The sequence below is a fragment of the Ralstonia sp. SA306 genome, assembly GCF_054792405.1.
Genome location: NZ_CP096451.1, coordinates 2,839,393 through 2,856,123 on the forward strand (window position 1 = coordinate 2,839,393; position 16,731 = coordinate 2,856,123).

The window sequence follows — 16,731 nt, forward strand, 5'->3', positions numbered from 1 at the left end:
ACCGCGGCCTGCGCGAGTGGGTTAGCCCAGCTTGAACTCGCCGATAGCGTGTGCGAGCTTGCGCACACCCTCTTCCACCTGCGCCAGCGACGAGGTGGCGTACGACAAGCGCAGCGTCGAGCGATCCGGGTCAACGGGGTAAAACGCCGCGCCCGGCACGAAGGCCACACCACGCTCGATGGCCACCTTGGCCACATCGCCGGCATTGCGGCCCGGCAAGGCGCACCACAGGAACATGCCGCCGCGCGGGCGGTTGAAGCTCAGTTCGGTTTCGGGCAGCAGCGCACGCAGGCCGTTGGCCATGGCGTGGGCGCGTTCGGCATGGGCGGCGCGCGTGCGCGGCAGCACGGTTTCCAGGCGGTTGCTGCGCAGGTAGGCAGCCGCCGTGGCCTGTGCAAACGTGGAGGTGTGCGCATCGGCAAACTGCTTGACCATCACTGCGTTGCCCAGCACTGGCTGCGCGGCGATCATCCAGCCCACGCGCAGGCCCGGCGCCATCACCTTCGACAGGCTGCCCAGGTAGATCACACGCCCTTGCGCGCCGTCGGTCTGCTGCGAAAGCGCATACAGCGACGGCGGCGGGGGTGCGTCGAAATACAGATCACCGTAAGGGTCGTCTTCCACGATCAGCAGGTTGTGGCGCACCGCTACGTCCAGCAGGCGCTTGCGGCGCTCCAGGCTCATCAGCGCGCCGCTCGGGTTGCCGAAGTTGGGAATCACGTAGAGGAATTTGGGGCGCGCCGTGGCAAGCACCTTTTCCAGTGCGTCGACATCCAGCCCGTCGCCGTCGGTCGGCACGCCGGCCACCTTGGCGCCGTACAGCTTGAACGCCTGAATGGCGGCGAGGAAGGTGGGAGCTTCGGTCAGCACCGTGTCGCCTTCGCCGATCAGCACCTTGCCCAGCAGATCCAGCCCTTGCTGCGAACCGGTGGTGACGAGGATGTCGGTGTTGGCGACGTTGGCGCCACGTGCCTTCATCAGCGTGACGATGGCCTCGCGCAGCGGCTCGAAGCCTTCGGTGGCGCCATATTGCAGCGCGCGGGCTGCGTCGGTGGTGAGCGCGCTGTCGGCCGCGGCTTTCAGGCCTTCCACGTCAAACAGGGCCGAATCGGGAAAGCCGCCGGCAAACGAGATCAGGCCCGGCTTGCCGAGCACCTTGAACAGCTCGCGGATGGCGGAGGTTTCAACGTTTTGCAGGCGGGGTGCCAGCAGCGATTGCAGGAATTCCATGGCGTGCGTGTCTCTGTAGTTCGAGTGCCCGCCACTTTACGTGATGTGCGCCCCGTGCGCATGCCTACACGGCGTCACAGCCATGACTAAAATCCATCACCGAATCGGTAAAAAAGGAGCCACGGTATGGCCGTCCGACGCATCGTCCCCAACCTGCATGCCGCCGATCCAGCAAGCGCCCGCGCCTTTTATGCCGAACTGCTCGATCTGGAAGTGGTGATGGACCACGGCTGGATCCTCACCTTTGCCGATACGGCCAGCACGATGACACCGCAGGTCAGCATCGCCAGCGAAGGCGGAAACGGTACGCCGGTGCCGGCGCTGTCAGTGGAAGTGGACGATGTGGATGCGGTGCATGCGCGCGCCGTATCGCTGGGCGTGGAAATCGTCTACCCGCTTGTTGACGAGCCCTGGGGCGTGCGCCGCTTTTACGTGCGCGATCCGTTCGGCAACGTCGTCAACATCCTGGCGCACCGCTAACACGGCGGTATCGAAAAAAACGCCCGCATGCCAGAGGGGCGATGCGGGCGCGGCATTGCCGGCAGAGGTCTACCGGTGGTTGCCGTTGTGGGTGCGCTTGTCCTGGTGTGCGTTCGCGTTTTTGTCCTTGTCGACAACGCGCGTGATGCCGCCCGTGGCGGGCGGGTCACTGGCCGGGAACGTGTCTTCCACGGCCTTTTCCACCAGTTCCTCACGTTTTTCTGCGTGCGGATGCTTCTCTTTCTTGCCTTTCTCCATGGCGCCCTCCTGTTTCAAGCGTGGCTGAAGACACGTAAGCGAATGGCGTGCCTGCGGGCGCTCAGTACCTTAGTACTCTTCCCAGTACGGACGCGAGCCGTAGTACTCATGCACGGACTCGGCCCAGGTCGGGTCGGCCATGGTGGGCCAGCTGTCCTTGTCGAAACCGGGGGCGGCCTCAAGGCGGTCCTTGTTGGCGTCGAGCACGAAGCACTTGCGGTCAACGTCCAGCGACATGGCGCTCCACGGCACTGCAAAGAGCTTGTCGCCGATGCCCAGGAAGCCGCCCACTGACATCACCGCGTAGGCGATCCGGCCGCGCTGCACGTCGAGCATGATGTCGGTGATCTTGCCGAGGTCTTCTCCGTTCAGGTTGACCACGCGATTGCCCTCCAGCGTATCCGCGGCCATCAGCTCCGGGCCGGGGCCGGCCGAATCGGTGTCGGCGCGCCCGATGATGCGCATGCGTATGCCGGCGGTGGTTCCTACACCGGTTCCAGTGCCGGTGCCCAGCGTGGTGCCGGTTGTCGTGGTTTGCATAGCAGTTACTCCCATCAATCAGTTGACGTTCAGGATGGTGTGCGGCGGCCACGCATGAGCGCGGCGTCTGTCGCACGCAATCAACCGTGTCAGCACGAAGCTTGCCTGCGGCGCATCGCCGTGAAAGACACGCGCACGGCATGGCGCTTGCTCGACGGTACGGCGTATCAAAACAGAAACCCCTACCGGAGAGCCCCATGAACAAAGCTGAAATCCCTGTGGCGCAACGCGCCGTGCTGTCGATGCTGCTGGACGATCACCGCGAGGTGAAAAAACTCTTTAAGACGTTCCAGCAAGAAAAGGACAAGGCTGCCGGCGAGCAAATCGTGCGCGAAGCGTGTGAAAAGTTGACCGTGCACACGCAGCTCGAGGAAGAAGTGTTCTACCCGTTCGTACGGGACAACGGAGGCGAAGCGTTCAAGGACCTCGTCGACGAAGCCGTGGTCGAGCATGCCACCGCCAAGGATCTGATCCAGCAGTTGAACGGCATGCACGCGGGCGACGATCTGTTCGCGGCCAAGTTCACGGTGTTGGCCGAGTACGTCTCACACCACGTGGAGGAAGAAGAGACCGAACTCTTTCCCAAGCTGGTCCGTCAGCACGTCGACCTGACGCCGCTGCAGGAGCCCATGACCGCGCGCAAGGAAGCGCTGCTGGCCGAAACAGCAAGCTGATACGACCACCCGATACTGGACAGAGACCATGCAAGCCACCGTCTGCGACTTCCTCGTCGCCCGCCTGTACGACTGGGGCGTGCGGCGCATCTTTGGCTACCCTGGGGACGGCATCAACGGCATGTTCGGTGCCCTGCAGCGCGCGGGCGGCAAGATCGAGTTCGTGCAGGTGCGGCATGAAGAGATGGCCGCCTTCATGGCCTCTGCACACGCCAAGTTCACGGGTGAGCTGGGCGTGTGCATGGCGACCTCCGGGCCTGGCGCCGCGCACCTCATCACGGGGCTGTATGACGCACGGCTCGACCACATGCCGGTGCTGGCGATTACCGGGCAGCAGGCGCGCACGGCCGTCGGCGGGCACTACCAGCAGGAGGTGGATCTGGTGGCGATGTTCCGCGACGTGGCTGGCGCGTTTGTGCACCAGGCCAGCATGCCGGCGCAGGTGCGGCATCTGTTGGACCGCGCGGTGCGCATCGCCATCGGGCAGCGCCGCGTGACGGCACTCGTGCTGCCGAACGACCTGCAGGAAATGCCCTACACCGAGCCGGCGCGCGCGCACGGCACGGTGCACTCGGGCGTCGGCTACAGCGCGCCCAGCGTAGTGCCGCAAACCGCCGATCTGGAACGCGCGGCGGACATCCTCAACAGCGGCCGCAGGGTAGCAATGCTCGTGGGCGCCGGCGCACTCGGGGCCAGCGCGGAAGTGGCAGCGGTGGCAGAAACGCTGGGCGCAGGCGTGGCCAAGGCGCTGCTCGGCAAGGCCGTGTTGCCCGACGAGCTGCCCTATGTGACCGGCGCCATCGGCCTGCTGGGCACCGAGCCGAGCTGGGAGCTGATGAACCACTGCGACACGCTGCTGATGGTCGGCTCCGGTTTTCCTTATGCGGAGTTCCTGCCCAAGGAAGGCCAGGCGCGTGGCGTCCAGATCGACCTGGACCCCGGCATGCTCGGGCTGCGGTATCCGATGGAGGTCAATCTGGTTGGGGACAGCGCACAAACGTTGCGAGCACTGCTGCCGCTACTCCAGCGCAAGACCGATCGCTACTGGCCCGACCGCATTGCCCGGTGGAATGAGAGCTGGTGGAAAACGTTGGAAAGCCGCGCGCTGCAACCGGCCTACCCCGTCAACCCGCAGCGCGTGTTCTGGGAACTGTCACCCAAGCTGCCGGACAACGTGATCGTCACCAGCGACTCCGGCACGTGCGCCAACTGGTATGCGCGCGATCTCAAGTTCAAGCCCGGCATGATGGGCTCGCTGTCGGGCGGGCTGGCATCGATGGGAGCAGCCGTTCCGTATGCAATTGCCGCCAAGTTTGCGCACCCGGAGAGACCCGTCATTGCATTCGTGGGCGACGGCGCCATGCAGATGAACAACATGGCCGAACTCATCACCGTGTCGAAATACTGGAAGCGCTGGAAGTCTGCCAAGTGGATCTGCATGGTGCTCAACAACCAGGACTTGAACGAAGTCACCTGGGAGCAGCGCGTGATGGAAGGGGACCCGAGATTTCCCGCCTCACAGGACATCCCAGACGTGCCGTATCACCGCTTTGCAGAGTTGATCGGCCTGAAGGGCATCTACGTCGACAACCCCGACCAACTGGCCGGCGCGTGGCACGAAGCACTCAACGCAGACCGGCCCGTGGTGATGGAAGTGAAGACCGATCCCGATGTGCCGCCGCTGCCGCCGCACGTCACGCTGCAGCAGGCACGCAACTTTGCGACGGCACTGGCGTATGGCGACCCGGATGCGAGCGGCGTGCTGCGCGGAACGGCGCGACAGGTGTTGTCGGCGTTGTTTCCGGTGCATAGGGAGAAAGAGTGAGCCGGGAGGTGCCGGGCTCAAACAATCTCGACTTGGATGGCGCCTGCGTCCAGCGGGCACACCGCCACCTCCACCGGTAAAAATTTCTCGATCACACCGATGTTAGTCAGCAGATGCGATGAAGCTGCGACCACCGTGAAACTGCCTGCACCTGCGAGGGCCATCGGCAGCACGAGTTGATCGGCGAGGTAGTCGTCCACCGCTGCGGTGCTTTGCAAATAGCGCTGCGCGGCACCGGCGACGTCCTTGCCGATCGTCTCCGCCGTCACGCCTCGCTCGCCAAAACCCGTAAAGACCTCGGTCACATTTTCGTGCTCGATATCGAGGACCAATGCGTTGCCGGGGCCTTCTGCATTGCCGAGATCGCGCACGGTGCCCTCAATGCCGGGAACGAGACGACTCAACGTGTCCAACTCGCGCCGCGCCACACTGCCGCGCACCCCGGCAACAATGCCCTCCGCACGCAGCGCACGCAGCGCCCCACGCTCGGTCAGATGCAGCGCAGTCAACGCGCCGCCGCATGGTGTCACCGTCGCGACTACCTCCCCGCCACCGGCCGGATAGAAGCCGTGACGCTTGAGCGTAAGCGTCTGTGTCACGCCCATGCGCGCCACCAGCGGCAGCCACGCGCGGATCAGGAAGTCGACAGGGGGCGCAGCGCGGTTGTGCGTGCCGCCACTGACCGACACGGTACTCGGTGCATCGGCAAACCAAAGCGCGGGCAGGATGGTCTGCAGTACCAGCGTGCAGCTTTGCAAAACGGTAATCGCCGCCGCAAATGGTGCCCGGTGCGAACCGCAGCCTCTGCGAGCCGGCTTCTGCGCCCTCCACGGTCGCGCCGCTGATCTGCACGGCGGCCTGCACAGCCGTCAGATGCTGGCGCAGCAAACCCGGCTTGGAACGTTTGGCCCGAATGTTCGTGATCTCGAACGGCGTGCCGGTCAGCATGGACAGCGTGAGCGCCGTGCGCAGTATCTGGCCGCCCCCTTCACCTTGTGCGCCGTCGAGCTCGATGCAGTCGGCGGGCCGCACTTGCCGTGCTTGTTGTAATTGGGTGTTCATGGTTTGTTCTTTTTTGGTCTGCACACCCCGCAATGGAATGCGCGTCAAGTTGTACAGGGTGCGCGCGTCAGCACGGTGTCATGAAGGAACACATCCAGCGCAGCCGGGTCGCCCGTGGCCTGGCGGAAATCGCTGGGCACATCTTCGTGCGCCAGCGCCTCTTCAATGAACGCATGGATGCGCGAAAAGCGCGCACCGTATTCCGCTTCGCCAGATTCCATCTTGATCGCCAGAAGTTGGTTGATCTCTTCGCGCAACGCGGCATCCCTGACCATCGCGTCGGCCAGATCGGCAAAGCGCATCGGCGGTATGCCCCTCCCCTCGTCGATCCACTGTGCTGCCAGCAGCGGGCGCAGCACGTACAGGTACTTTTTCATGCGCACAGTCTCGCCCTGCAGATAGCCGCGAAAGTTCTTTGCCGCCATGGAGACGTAGTGCCAACGGCCCTTGCGCTCGGAGAAGAATGTCGGCGCCAGCGTGCGCATACGTTCGGCCAGCGCCGCGTCCTGGCGGTACACCACGGGCGAAGCCAGCCACTCCAGCAGCGTCGGGTTGGAACGGTGCATGAGTTGCAACGCCTTGCGCAACTCCCAGCCGGAGATGTCCAGTTCGTCACTGATCGGCAGTTCAATCACGTCGCGCTGCGGCTCAACGCGCAGATACCACTCGGGCTGATGCACGTAGACGAAGCGCACGTCGTAATCGCTATCTGGCGAGGCAAAGCCCCAGCCGCGGCTGCCTGATTCGCAAGCGAAAAGCACGCGCACATCATGCTGCTGCTCAATGTGCGTCAGCTCCGTCAGCACGCGCTCGCGGATGGCGTCTGAGACGGGGTGTGAGTAAAGGAAAGTCATAGCGATTTGTTGTTCTTGTCTCAATCGGTGGTGCTTGCTGCGAGCACGCACAACGTGCGGCATCGCGGGTTGTAGGCGGTCAGGCACCAGATGCCCCACCATTCCTTTCCCGCATCAAAGTAATCACTCCACGTGCTGCGCTCGGGCGCTTCGTCAGGGTTGCCCACCCAGTCGGCGACGTCGAGTTCGTCATCCGGTAGAAGGCACAGCATCGTGAGCCAATCCCGGAAGTCCTTCGCGCCGAGCTTCGTTCCATAAGGCGGGTCAAGGAATGCGCGTTCCAACGCCCCGCCCTGTTTCATCAGCGCGCGAACTTCAGAGGAGTCAAGGCTCCTTGAACAAGCGCGGTCCAGATGGACGTCTTGCGGCGGCCATTCGAGCTGCTCAAGCAAGCCGGCGAGCGCCTGGCGGTGAATCTCAATGCCTGGCGCATCCGGCCCCTCAACGCGATACAGCACGAAGTCGAAGGCGCAGCCGGCTTGCGCCCAGTGCTGGCGCATCGCTTCCAGCTCTGGACCTTCAACACGCGTCAGCATGCTCGATCCTCCTAGCCTTTCACACACACCACCTGCCGCAGCGTGTGGACGATCTCCACCAGATCTGCCTGCGCCGCCATCACGTGGTCAATGTCCTTGTACGCCATCGGGATCTCGTCGATCACATCGGCGTCTTTACGGCATTCCACGTGGGCCGTGGCGCGAATCTGGTCATCGACGGTGAAGCGCTTCTTGGCCTGCGTGCGGCTCATGGTGCGGCCGGCGCCGTGGCTGCACGAACAGAACGCCTCTTCGTTACCGAGCCCGCGCACGATGAAGCTCTTCGCCCCCATCGAACCCGGGATGATGCCGAGCTGCCCCTTCTGTGCTGACACCGCCCCCTTGCGCGTCACCAGCACATCGCGACCGAAGTGGGTTTCGCGCTGCACGTAGTTGTGGTGGCAATTCACCGCTTCCACGTCGGCCGCGAACGGCTTGGTGATGACCTTGCGCGCGGCCGCGATCACGTTCTGCATCATCGTGGCGCGGTTGCGGCGCGCGTAGTCCTGCGCCCAGCCGACGGCTTCAACGTAATCGTTGAAGTGCTCGCTGCCTTCCTCAAAGTACGCCAGATCGCGGTCCGGCAGGTTGGCGATGTGCTGTCGCATATCGGCCTGCGCCAGTTCAATGAACAGGTTGCCGATGGCGTTACCCACCCCGCGCGAACCCGAATGCAGCATGAACCAGACGCGCTGCTCCTCGTCCAGGCAGACCTCGATGAAGTGATTCCCCGTACCCAGCGTTCCCAGGTGCTTGTGGTTATTCGTCTTGTTCAGCTTCGGGTACTTGTCGGTGATGCGCTTGAAGCCATCGACCAGTTCACCCCACATGGCATCCACGGTTTCCGGCTGCGTGTTCCAGGCCCCCTTGTCGCGCGGGCCCGGCGTACGTCCGTGCGGCACCGCTGCTTCAATGGCGCTGCGCAGGCCGTGCAGGCTGTCCGGTAGATCGGCGGCCGTGAGCGTCGTGCGCGCCGCCATCATGCCGCAACCGATATCCACACCGACGGCCGCCGGGATGATCGCGCCCTGCGTTGGGATCACGCTACCAATGGTCGAACCCTTACCCAGGTGCACGTCCGGCATCACTGCGAGATGCTTGAAGATGAACGGCATCTTGGCCGTGTTCATCAGTTGCTTGCGGGCGTCGTCTTCAACCGGCACGCCGTTGGTCCACAGTTTGATATCGGCGCCGTTGTCGACGTGGAGGGTGTTGTAGGTACTCATGATGCTTTCATTCCGTTGTTGTTGTCGTTGTTCTTCTTGCTGATCGTGCGTCCGCTGCGTCGTGTCACTCGGCACGGTTTGCATCGGACGGCGATCGAATCCAGGTTGCCTTTGGCGGTTTCATACCACCACTTCTGTTGAGCTGCGCTCCAGACTTCATGCTTGCCGCAATCGACACAGGCGTACCAGGTATCGATGTAGTAACCGCGCTGCATGAACGCCGGCCAAGAGAACCCGCGGTGCACGAGTTGCGATGCGTCTACCAGCACGCTACCGCGTGGCCGTGGCGGCACGGGCGCCGGGGCCGGCAGACGCGCAATCCGCTCGCGCTCGCGCCGCACTTGGCGCCGCGCCATGATCTGCGCGCGCTTCTGCTTTCCACTACACATGATGCCTCCGCATTGGGGACGGCGACTAGGTTTGGCGAAACACGCGCTCTATCCACTGAGCTACGGTCCCCCTGATTTGGGACCGACGGGATTCGAACCCGCGACCTCGATCGTGACAGGATGTAGTTCCACCGGCATTCGCCGAAAAACAAAAGGTGGTGCGACTAGGGGAGCGAGTGGTCTCACGCTTTCGCGCGGGCCGGATTTGAACCGACTAGCTACCGATGTACACCCGCAGGCATTCGCACCTGGCGCGTCAGGACAAGCTCTTCAGCATTCGTGACGCGCCGGTAAAACGTTGTTGTTCACTACACAGACGGCCTACAACACCGTCGCCTCGATGGCTTCGACCCACTGGCCCGCACCGAAACTGCCAGACGCGAACTGCGCGATCACGTCGAACACCGCATCGCCAAAACCACCGACGTTGAGGATGTCCTCACGCTCCATCGCCTGCGTGGTGCTGTACGGCTGCAGGTCGATGCAGACCAGCTTGGCGTGCGGGTTACGCAGCTTGAGCAAATCCCACTGCAGCATCGTCTGCGTCGCACCGCGGCGCGTGGCATCCACCCACGACTCGTTGTCCGACACCACGATCACCACATCGACCTTGGCGCGCTCAGCCACCAGCTTGGCCAGCGGCGCTGAGCAGTTCGTCCCACCACCACCGATGGCCGCCAGCTTGTCGGCATTGGTCATGACCGAATCGCGGGCGTTCAGGCGTACATCCACCACGTGCTGCTCGAACGGCAGCACACGTGCCGTCGGATGCGAGCGCAGGATGGCAGCCGCCACCAGCCCAGCCACGTCGATGCAGCGCACGGCCGACGTCGCACCCTGACGCCAGCCCGTTACCGGGCTGCCCATCGAGCCGGATACGTCCGGACACACGACCACGTTGCCCTCAAGCTTTGGCACGTTGACCAGCGACACGTCGAGCGCGTCCTGCAACGCTTCACGCACGGCCAGCGGTACCGGATCAACCGCTGAACGGTAAGCCGCCAGCAGTTGGTACGGATACACACGCGCCTTGCGCACCTGTGCCGCATCCGCCAAGCGCGCGGCCACACGCTTGGTCACACCCGGCAGGCTGAACGCACCTTGGCGGGCCAACGTGTTCAGGTTCATGCGCAGCGCGTGCCAACCCATGCGCTCCGACAGCACTGCCCATTGCGCCGCATTCAGCGGCGCGTTGGTCAGTAGTTGGAACGGCACGTCCGGCAACACCTTCGACTCACCGGCACGGAAGGCGCACAGCTCACGCGTCAGCGGCGGCAGTTGTGCAGCGTCATGCGGCTTGCCGATCAGCCATGCAAAGAACGCGGCACGCCAGGCTTCGGCCGGCTTCGGGTGCACCATCTTCACAACATCCGCCAAGGACGGTGTGTTGCCCAGGGCGGCCTGCAGGAGCTGGGCTTCCGTGGCGGTGTTCAGCCACGTCTGCACAAGCTTCTTCGGGCGGCTGCCGAGCGACTTCCGGCCCGTTGCGCCGCTACGCACGATCTGTACGAAGTTGCGCAGCATCTTGCCGCTGTCCATCGTGCGGCCGAACACCGTCGGCAGCAGTGCACTGCCCTTGGCCGCCAGCATGGCGGTCAGCAGGGCTGGCATGTCTTTCATCAGGCCGCGCTCGCGGCTGTACACCGCGGTCTTGGCGATGAAGGCGTCGTCGACTTGCAGCGCCAGCTGCAGCACGTCGGCCAGTTGCGTTTCGGCCGCAGCGTAGAAGGTGTGGTTCAGGCAGCCCGTCATCGCCAATTGCGCCAGCTGGTGCTGGGGCGACATTGCATACGCCGGGGCGCCAGCCCGGTTGATCGCGTCGGTCGCGTTGGTTTGGACCGTCTTCGCGAGCAAGGTCTGAAACAGTTGCTGATTAGCCATTTGGCATCTCGCGTTGTGTTGTTGATACCTCCTCTAGTGCAATGGGTATGCCAGGTCACTTTCAATCGAGTGCGGGCCCGCGTATCCCCTTGATTTCATTGAATTCGCGAGCATCCAACGCAGATGTAAGCACGCTAAACTTCAGGAAATTTCGATCTATTGATATATTTATTTATATTTTTGGATAGTCACGCACGATGCTTAAGAACGTCGCCATCGGTTTCGTCGGTACCACGCTCGACTATGTAGGCAAGGGCGCTCAGCGCTGGGAGCGCTGGCGCCCGACCGTCGGCCTGTGCCAGCAGGACGACATGGTCATCCACCGTCTTGAGCTGCTGCACGACGCGCGCAGCCGCAGTCTGTTCGAACGCCTGCGCGATGACATCGCATCCGTATCGCCCGAGACCGAGGTGCGCAGTGTGGAAGTGGCACTACGCGACCCGTGGGACTTCGAAGAGGTCTACAGCACGCTGCACGACTTCACCCGCGGCTATGCCTTCGACACCGAGGCCGAGGACTACCTCATCCACATCACCACGGGCACGCACGTCGCGCAGATCTGTTGGTTCCTGCTGGCCGAAGCACGCTACCTGCCGGCCCAGCTCATCCAGACTGCGCCGCCGCGCAAGAAGGTGCTTGGCAACACCGCCGGTAGCTACAGCGTCATCGATCTGGACCTCTCGCGTTACGACAAGATCGCCACGCGCTTTGCGCGCGAGCGCGAAGACACGGTATCGCTGCTCAAATCCGGCATTGCCACGCGCAACCCCGCGTTCAACCGGATGATCGAGCAGATCGAGCGCGTGGCCTCGCGCTCGAAGGCGCCAATGCTGCTGTTCGGGCCGACCGGTGCCGGTAAATCGTTCCTCGCGCGCCGTGTGTACGAGATGAAGAAGGCGCGCCATCAACTGGCAGGCCGCTTTGTCGAGGTGAATTGCGCCACGTTGCGCGGTGACAGCGCCATGTCAGCGCTCTTCGGCCACGTGAAAGGCGCGTTCACGGGCGCGCAAACCGAACGCGCAGGCCTGCTGCGCAGCGCGGACGGCGGTCTGCTGTTCCTCGATGAGATCGGCGAACTTGGCCTGGACGAACAAGCCATGCTGCTCAAGGCCATCGAAGAGAAGCGCTTCCTCCCCTTTGGCAGCGACCGCGAAGTCGAAAGCGATTTCCAGCTCATCGCCGGCACCGTGCGCGACCTGCGGCAATGGGTGGCCGAGGGCCGCTTTCGCGAAGACCTCTACGCGCGGATCAACCTGTGGACGTTCGATCTGCCCGGACTGGCCGATCGCCCGGAAGACCTGGAACCGAACCTCGATTTCGAGCTAGCCCGCTTTGCCCGCGAGCACGGCGAGCAGGTGCGCTTCCATACCGAAGCGCGACGCATCTACCTGAAGTTCGTCACCTCGCCCCAGGCACGCTGGACGGGCAACTTCCGAGAGCTGTCGGCCAGCGTCACGCGGCTGGCAACGCTGGCCGAGGGCGGGCGCATTACCGAAGCTGATGTCACGGACGAAATCTCCCGTCTGCAACGCACGTGGGCCGACCCGGATTCCGCAGGCAAGGGCGACGCCTTGACGGATCTGATCGGCGACGAGGTTGCGTCGATCGACCTGTTCGACCGCATGCAACTGGAGAACGTGATTGCCGTGTGCCGCGAATCGGCATCGCTGTCGGACGCCGGGCGCCGGCTCTTCGACGTGTCGCGCACCGAGAAGGCCAAGGTGAACGATGCCGACCGGCTCCGCAAATACCTCGCACGGTTCGGGCTCGATTGGGCAACCGTGCGCGCGAGCTAGGCACTCGGCAAGATGCCCTCCATTCCCAACCTTCCCATCGGCCCCCGCGACCTGACGGTCCTCGTGCTCCGTGGATAACGGCTGCAGCCTGAGGGCAGCGGCGCGCGTGTTCAACATTGCGCCCGCACAGATTCAGTTTCGACGCCACGCTGAAATTTCCCGGCCCTACTTTGCCGTGGCATCAAACCTTGGCACTACAACTGGCCTGGGTCGCGTCGTGATGGTGCTCACGCAGCGCGCCCGGTATGCCGGTGCCCGCCAGACCATCGGCCGCCAGCCATGCCGCAGTGGCGGCAGCGGCGCGGTCGATGAGTTCTCCGCAGCGGGCGTAGTCGTAGGGCGACACGTCGAGGGGGCACAGCGGCGGCACCACGGCAATGGGCACCTGCCCGGCCCAGCGCTCCAGGTCTTGCACAAGCTGACGCGCCACCAGCAGTGACAAGGCGTTCAGAGCGTGCTCGATGGCGCTGCGCGGGGCGCGGCGGTCGGCACACGCAAACCCCGCTGGCAATACGACGACACGTGTGGCGCCCAGCCGGATGGCGGCGGAGATTGGCGTGTTGTTGGCGACGCCCCCGTCGATCAACAGGCGATCACCAATGCGCACCGGCGGAAACACACCCGGAATGGCGGCGCTGGCAAGCACCGCTGGCACGATGGCGCCGGAAGACAGCACCACCTCGGCGCCAGTTTGCATGTCGGTGGCCACAACATGCAGGGGGAGCGTGGCCGCCTCCAGCAGGGTCTGCCCGAAATGCCGCGTCAGCAGGCGCTGCAGGCCAGATGCATCGACTAGGTGCTCCCGTTGCCCACCCAGGCCCCCCAGCATGCTGAACATCGCACGCCAGGACCACGGCATCACATCGGCGCGCCGCACACCGCGCCATAGCGCCTCAAGCTGGGCCGTGCCCGCCGCGTGCGGGTTGCACGCAAAAAAGGCTGCGTTGATGGCGCCCGCCGAGGCGCCCACCACCATGTCCGGGACCACGCCCGAGGCCACCAGCTCGCGCAGCATGCCGGCCTCGATGGCGCCGAGGCTGCCGCCGCCGGCAAAGACAAACGCCGTTCGTTCCACTCTGTCCATGATCAATGCTGCGTTGCAGCAAAGAAGTCCAATCGAGTCAATCAGGGGACGACTGGAACTAGAGTAGGTCTGCGCTGCCGTTGCGGCTAGTCAGGCTTTATCGGCGGCGATCAGCGAGCTTGCCGTGCAACGTCTGCCATCGGCTTCCAGTGCAGAAAACCGAACAGCAACGTCAGCAACACGCTGTCGAGCAACGGGCCCTTGTGCAGCGACACCTTCCGGAAGCAGAACACCACCTCCAGCGCATGCGCCGCCAGCAACGCCAAGGCCGCGACGCGCAACCAGCCGATGGCATCGGCGGACAGCGGCAGCGGTGTGGCATAGCTGGCCAACGCAACGCCATACACGGCGAGCAGGACGAGCTTGCAGAGGACGTTGAACATGCGGGTCTCCAAAGAGTCGGTGATTGAGTTGCCATGCAGCATACCGGCCACCCCAATCACGCCAGCCGCTTCAAACACCTGGATAGACGCCGCCCTCCACCTGGCCGTGCCGCCAGCGGGGCAGTTGTCAGGCCGCCGCCGGGCCGAACCACCGCTGCAACGCCTCCTGCAGCCCCCGCGCCGTTCCGTCATCGACCCACGCCACATGGCCGTCAGGCCGGGCCAATGCAAGAGCATGGTTCTTGATGCTAGCTGCGCTCGTAAATTGGTACTTCCGTCGCGTAGAGGAAGAAGGACTGGGCCGGACGGTAGAACGTGGTGGTGGCGTTAGCGTTGATCGCGAGCAGCGCGCGTTCATAGGCGCGGAATGCGCCAACGGACGACACATCATCGAACCAGAGACTGGCAACACCTTCGTAGACGGGCACATCCGTGCCACTGAAGTAGGCCAGCATGGCATTGAATTCCGGAACCTGCCTGTTATGTACGCAGCGTCGCAATGCGGCTGCGGCAAGCGGCTCGGCGGCCAAGGCCAGCTCGTGCGCCCGCGACCATCGATCAAAGAACTCGGGTAGTGACAATCCTTCTGCAGCCCGCAGGTAGTGCAGAACCTTGGCCCCACATGCGCGTTTCGGAGTCACAACCGGCTGCTCCGCTTCCACCGCCACCAAACTGAGCGAAACGCTGGCGTCTGCGAAGTTGGCGGCATCAGGCCCAACCTTTGTACGCACGTGTTCATGTGCAAAGGTGGCGGACATGTCCTGCGCATTGTCCCAGTACAGTTCCGTCACCGAATCCCGTGCAACCGTCATCGAATGTTCGGGTTCGGCGGTCGATCCGAACGCCGCATCGAAGACGTGGTTCTGCACGTAGCGCCGCAGGGTGACGGGGTTCTCGTTCGAGATCGCGCCATGCACGTGCTGTACATAGGCCACGTATTCGGCATGCGTCATACCAGGGCGGCGGCAGACCGCAGCGATCATCTTGATCATCGTTGTCCTTTGTGAGTTGAGGTTGGGCTATCCATCGGACTCAAGCGGCGTCGAGGCCGTCCCAGCAGAGATATTTGACCTCCAGGAACTCGTCGATACCGAGGTGCGAACCTTCGCGCCCCAGGCCGCTTTGCTTCACACCACCGAATGGCGCGACTTCGTTGGAGATCAGGCCGGTGTTGATGCCGACCATGCCCGACTCGATGCGGGCAGCATTACGCCAGATGCGGGCAGCGTCGCGGCTGTACAAATACGCGGCAAGTCCGTATTCGGTGTCGTTGGCCATGGCGATGGCGTCATCGTCGGTATCGAAACGGAATAGAGGCGCCACGGGGCCGAAGGTCTCCTCGCGGGCAATCAGCATATCGTGCGTAACGTCGGCTAGTACGGTCGGCTCGAAAAAGTTGCCACCGAGCGCATGCCGGTTGCCACCGTGTAGAAGCCGCGCGCCTTTGTCCAGGGCATCGACCACGTGCTCTTCAACTTTTCGCACAGCCGCCGCGTCGATCAGCGGGCCAAGCTGCACGTCTGCTTCCAGGCCGTTACCCGTACGCAGGCGGGCTACGCGTTCGGCCACACGTTCGGCAAGCGCATCGTAAATGCTGGACTGCACCAGCACGCGATTTGCGCTGATACACGCCTGCCCCGTGTTGCGGAACTTGGCTGCCACTACGCCATCGGCTGCGGCATCAAGATCGGCGTCGTCAAAGATAATGAATGGTGCGTTGCCGCCGAGTTCCATCGAGCATTTCTTCACTGTCTGTGCGGCTTGGGCCAGCAAGACACGACCGACTTCGGTCGAGCCCGTGAAGGTGAGCTTGCGGACCAGCGGGTTGGCCGTCAGCTCACCGCCGATCGCTCGCGTGTCATTGCCCGTCACTACGCTGAAGGCACCGGCCGGAACACCCGCACGCTGTGCCAGTTCGGCAAGTGCCAACGCGGTCATCGGTGTCTGGCTGGCGGGCTTGAGCACCATCGTGCAGCCGGCGGCGAGCGCCGGCCCCGCCTTGCGCGTGATCATTGCGGCGGGAAAATTCCACGGCGTGATGGCTGCGCATACCCCGATCGGTTCGCGCAGCGCGACAATGCGCTGCGCTTCCTTGGCGCCTGGAATCACATCACCGCGCACGCGCGTTGCCTCTTCGGCAAACCAACGCAGGAACGATGCGGCGTAGTCGATTTCGCCACGGGCTTCGGCCAGCGGCTTGCCCTCTTCCAGCGTGATGAGCGTTGCGAGATCTTCACGATGCGCCAACGTCAATTCGTACCACCGGCGCAGAACTTCACCACGATGCCTGGCGGTGGTGCGGCGCCAGGTGGTAAAGGCGCTATGCGCCGCATCGATGGCGCGGCGTACGTCCTCTTCGCGGCAGCGCGGCAGCTCTACGAGCAACGATTGATCGGCCGGGTTGTGCAGCGCGTAACGACCGTGCGGTGTACTTTCCACCCATTCGCCGGCAATGAAAGCGGCTTCGCGCCACAGCGTGGGATCTTTCAGAAGGTGCTTCACGGGTGTGCTCC

Annotated in this window: 17 protein-coding genes and 1 pseudogene; 4 read left to right on the plus strand and 14 right to left on the minus strand. The window is 63.7% G+C overall.

Annotation, left to right across the window (positions count from 1 at the left end):
* Positions 1 to 21: 21 nt before the first annotated feature.
* Positions 22 to 1,230: an aminotransferase-like domain-containing protein gene (locus M1D44_RS13575; RefSeq protein ID WP_439004510.1), complete on the minus strand. Its 1,209-nt coding sequence runs from the start codon at positions 1,228 to 1,230 to the stop codon at positions 22 to 24.
* A gap of 126 nt (positions 1,231 to 1,356) precedes the next feature.
* On the opposite strand from M1D44_RS13575, the gene M1D44_RS13580 reads away from it, so the two are divergent.
* Positions 1,357 to 1,710 (plus strand): glyoxalase superfamily protein, encoded by a 354-nt coding sequence (locus M1D44_RS13580; protein WP_112186216.1) that lies wholly within the window; start codon positions 1,357 to 1,359, stop codon positions 1,708 to 1,710.
* Between the two features lie 69 nt (positions 1,711 to 1,779).
* Here M1D44_RS13580 and M1D44_RS13585 read toward each other — a convergent pair whose 3' ends face one another.
* On the minus strand, positions 1,780 to 1,968 hold the full coding sequence (locus M1D44_RS13585; RefSeq protein WP_024976897.1) for a hypothetical protein: 189 nt from the start codon (positions 1,966 to 1,968) through the stop codon (positions 1,780 to 1,782).
* Positions 1,969 to 2,037: 69 nt separating this feature from the next.
* A complete protein-coding gene (locus M1D44_RS13590) occupies positions 2,038 to 2,508 on the minus strand; it encodes a PRC-barrel domain-containing protein (protein ID WP_024976898.1) in 471 nt (156 codons plus the stop codon).
* Between the two features lie 197 nt (positions 2,509 to 2,705).
* Here M1D44_RS13590 and M1D44_RS13595 point away from each other — a divergent pair, with 197 nt between their 5' ends.
* Together M1D44_RS13595 and M1D44_RS13600 are read left to right on the plus strand one after the other, a co-directional pair.
* The gene (locus tag M1D44_RS13595) at positions 2,706 to 3,182 is read left to right on the plus strand and encodes a hemerythrin domain-containing protein (protein ID WP_024976899.1); all 477 of its coding nucleotides are present in this window, start codon (positions 2,706 to 2,708) and stop codon (positions 3,180 to 3,182) included.
* Positions 3,183 to 3,210: 28 nt separating this feature from the next.
* Positions 3,211 to 5,007: a thiamine pyrophosphate-requiring protein gene (locus tag M1D44_RS13600; protein WP_316852833.1), complete on the plus strand. Its 1,797-nt coding sequence runs from the start codon at positions 3,211 to 3,213 to the stop codon at positions 5,005 to 5,007.
* A gap of 17 nt (positions 5,008 to 5,024) precedes the next feature.
* On the opposite strand, the pseudogene rtcA reads toward M1D44_RS13600, so the two are convergent.
* The 6 genes and pseudogenes from rtcA to M1D44_RS13630 all read right to left on the minus strand — a co-directional run bounded on the left by rtcA (position 5,025) and on the right by M1D44_RS13630 (position 10,955).
* Positions 5,025 to 5,955 (minus strand): annotated as a pseudogene (gene rtcA, locus M1D44_RS13605) (RNA 3'-terminal phosphate cyclase).
* Between the two features lie 158 nt (positions 5,956 to 6,113).
* A complete protein-coding gene (locus tag M1D44_RS13610) occupies positions 6,114 to 6,923 on the minus strand; it encodes a nucleotidyltransferase domain-containing protein (RefSeq protein WP_316683855.1) in 810 nt (269 codons plus the stop codon).
* A gap of 20 nt (positions 6,924 to 6,943) precedes the next feature.
* The gene (locus M1D44_RS13615) at positions 6,944 to 7,459 is read right to left on the minus strand and encodes a hypothetical protein (RefSeq protein ID WP_316683857.1); all 516 of its coding nucleotides are present in this window, start codon (positions 7,457 to 7,459) and stop codon (positions 6,944 to 6,946) included.
* 11 nt (positions 7,460 to 7,470) lie between these two features.
* On the minus strand, positions 7,471 to 8,685 hold the full coding sequence (locus tag M1D44_RS13620; protein ID WP_316852834.1) for an RtcB family protein: 1,215 nt from the start codon (positions 8,683 to 8,685) through the stop codon (positions 7,471 to 7,473).
* Complete coding sequence (locus M1D44_RS13625) at positions 8,682 to 9,074, minus strand: zinc-ribbon domain containing protein (RefSeq protein WP_316683861.1); 393 nt, start codon at positions 9,072 to 9,074, stop codon at positions 8,682 to 8,684. The genes M1D44_RS13620 and M1D44_RS13625 overlap by 4 nt, the downstream gene beginning before the upstream one ends.
* A gap of 321 nt (positions 9,075 to 9,395) precedes the next feature.
* Positions 9,396 to 10,955 (minus strand): vWA domain-containing protein, encoded by a 1,560-nt coding sequence (locus tag M1D44_RS13630; RefSeq protein ID WP_316852835.1) that lies wholly within the window; start codon positions 10,953 to 10,955, stop codon positions 9,396 to 9,398.
* Positions 10,956 to 11,152: 197 nt separating this feature from the next.
* Between M1D44_RS13630 and rtcR the strand changes: the two genes are divergently transcribed.
* Positions 11,153 to 12,751 (plus strand): RNA repair transcriptional activator RtcR, encoded by a 1,599-nt coding sequence (gene rtcR, locus M1D44_RS13635; protein WP_316852836.1) that lies wholly within the window; start codon positions 11,153 to 11,155, stop codon positions 12,749 to 12,751.
* Between the two features lie 181 nt (positions 12,752 to 12,932).
* Here the strand turns inward: rtcR and M1D44_RS13640 are convergent, their stop codons facing one another.
* The 5 genes from M1D44_RS13640 to M1D44_RS13660 form a co-directional block, all read right to left on the minus strand.
* Positions 12,933 to 13,835 carry a patatin-like phospholipase family protein gene (locus M1D44_RS13640; protein ID WP_037031825.1) on the minus strand — a complete coding sequence of 301 codons (903 nt, stop codon included), beginning with the start codon at positions 13,833 to 13,835 and terminating at the stop codon, positions 12,933 to 12,935.
* A 110-nt stretch (positions 13,836 to 13,945) separates the two neighbouring features.
* A complete protein-coding gene (locus M1D44_RS13645; protein WP_112186577.1) occupies positions 13,946 to 14,218 on the minus strand; it encodes a DUF1145 domain-containing protein in 273 nt (90 codons plus the stop codon).
* 127 nt (positions 14,219 to 14,345) lie between these two features.
* The gene (locus M1D44_RS13650) at positions 14,346 to 14,576 is read right to left on the minus strand and encodes an aromatic-ring hydroxylase C-terminal domain-containing protein (protein WP_343228964.1); all 231 of its coding nucleotides are present in this window, start codon (positions 14,574 to 14,576) and stop codon (positions 14,346 to 14,348) included.
* Positions 14,467 to 15,210 carry an EthD domain-containing protein gene (locus tag M1D44_RS13655; protein ID WP_316852837.1) on the minus strand — a complete coding sequence of 248 codons (744 nt, stop codon included), beginning with the start codon at positions 15,208 to 15,210 and terminating at the stop codon, positions 14,467 to 14,469. The genes M1D44_RS13650 and M1D44_RS13655 overlap by 110 nt, the downstream gene beginning before the upstream one ends.
* 40 nt (positions 15,211 to 15,250) lie before the next feature.
* Positions 15,251 to 16,720, minus strand: a complete 1,470-nt coding sequence (locus tag M1D44_RS13660) for an NAD-dependent succinate-semialdehyde dehydrogenase (RefSeq protein ID WP_112186218.1) — start codon at positions 16,718 to 16,720, stop codon at positions 15,251 to 15,253.
* Between the last annotated feature and the right edge of the window lie 11 nt (positions 16,721 to 16,731).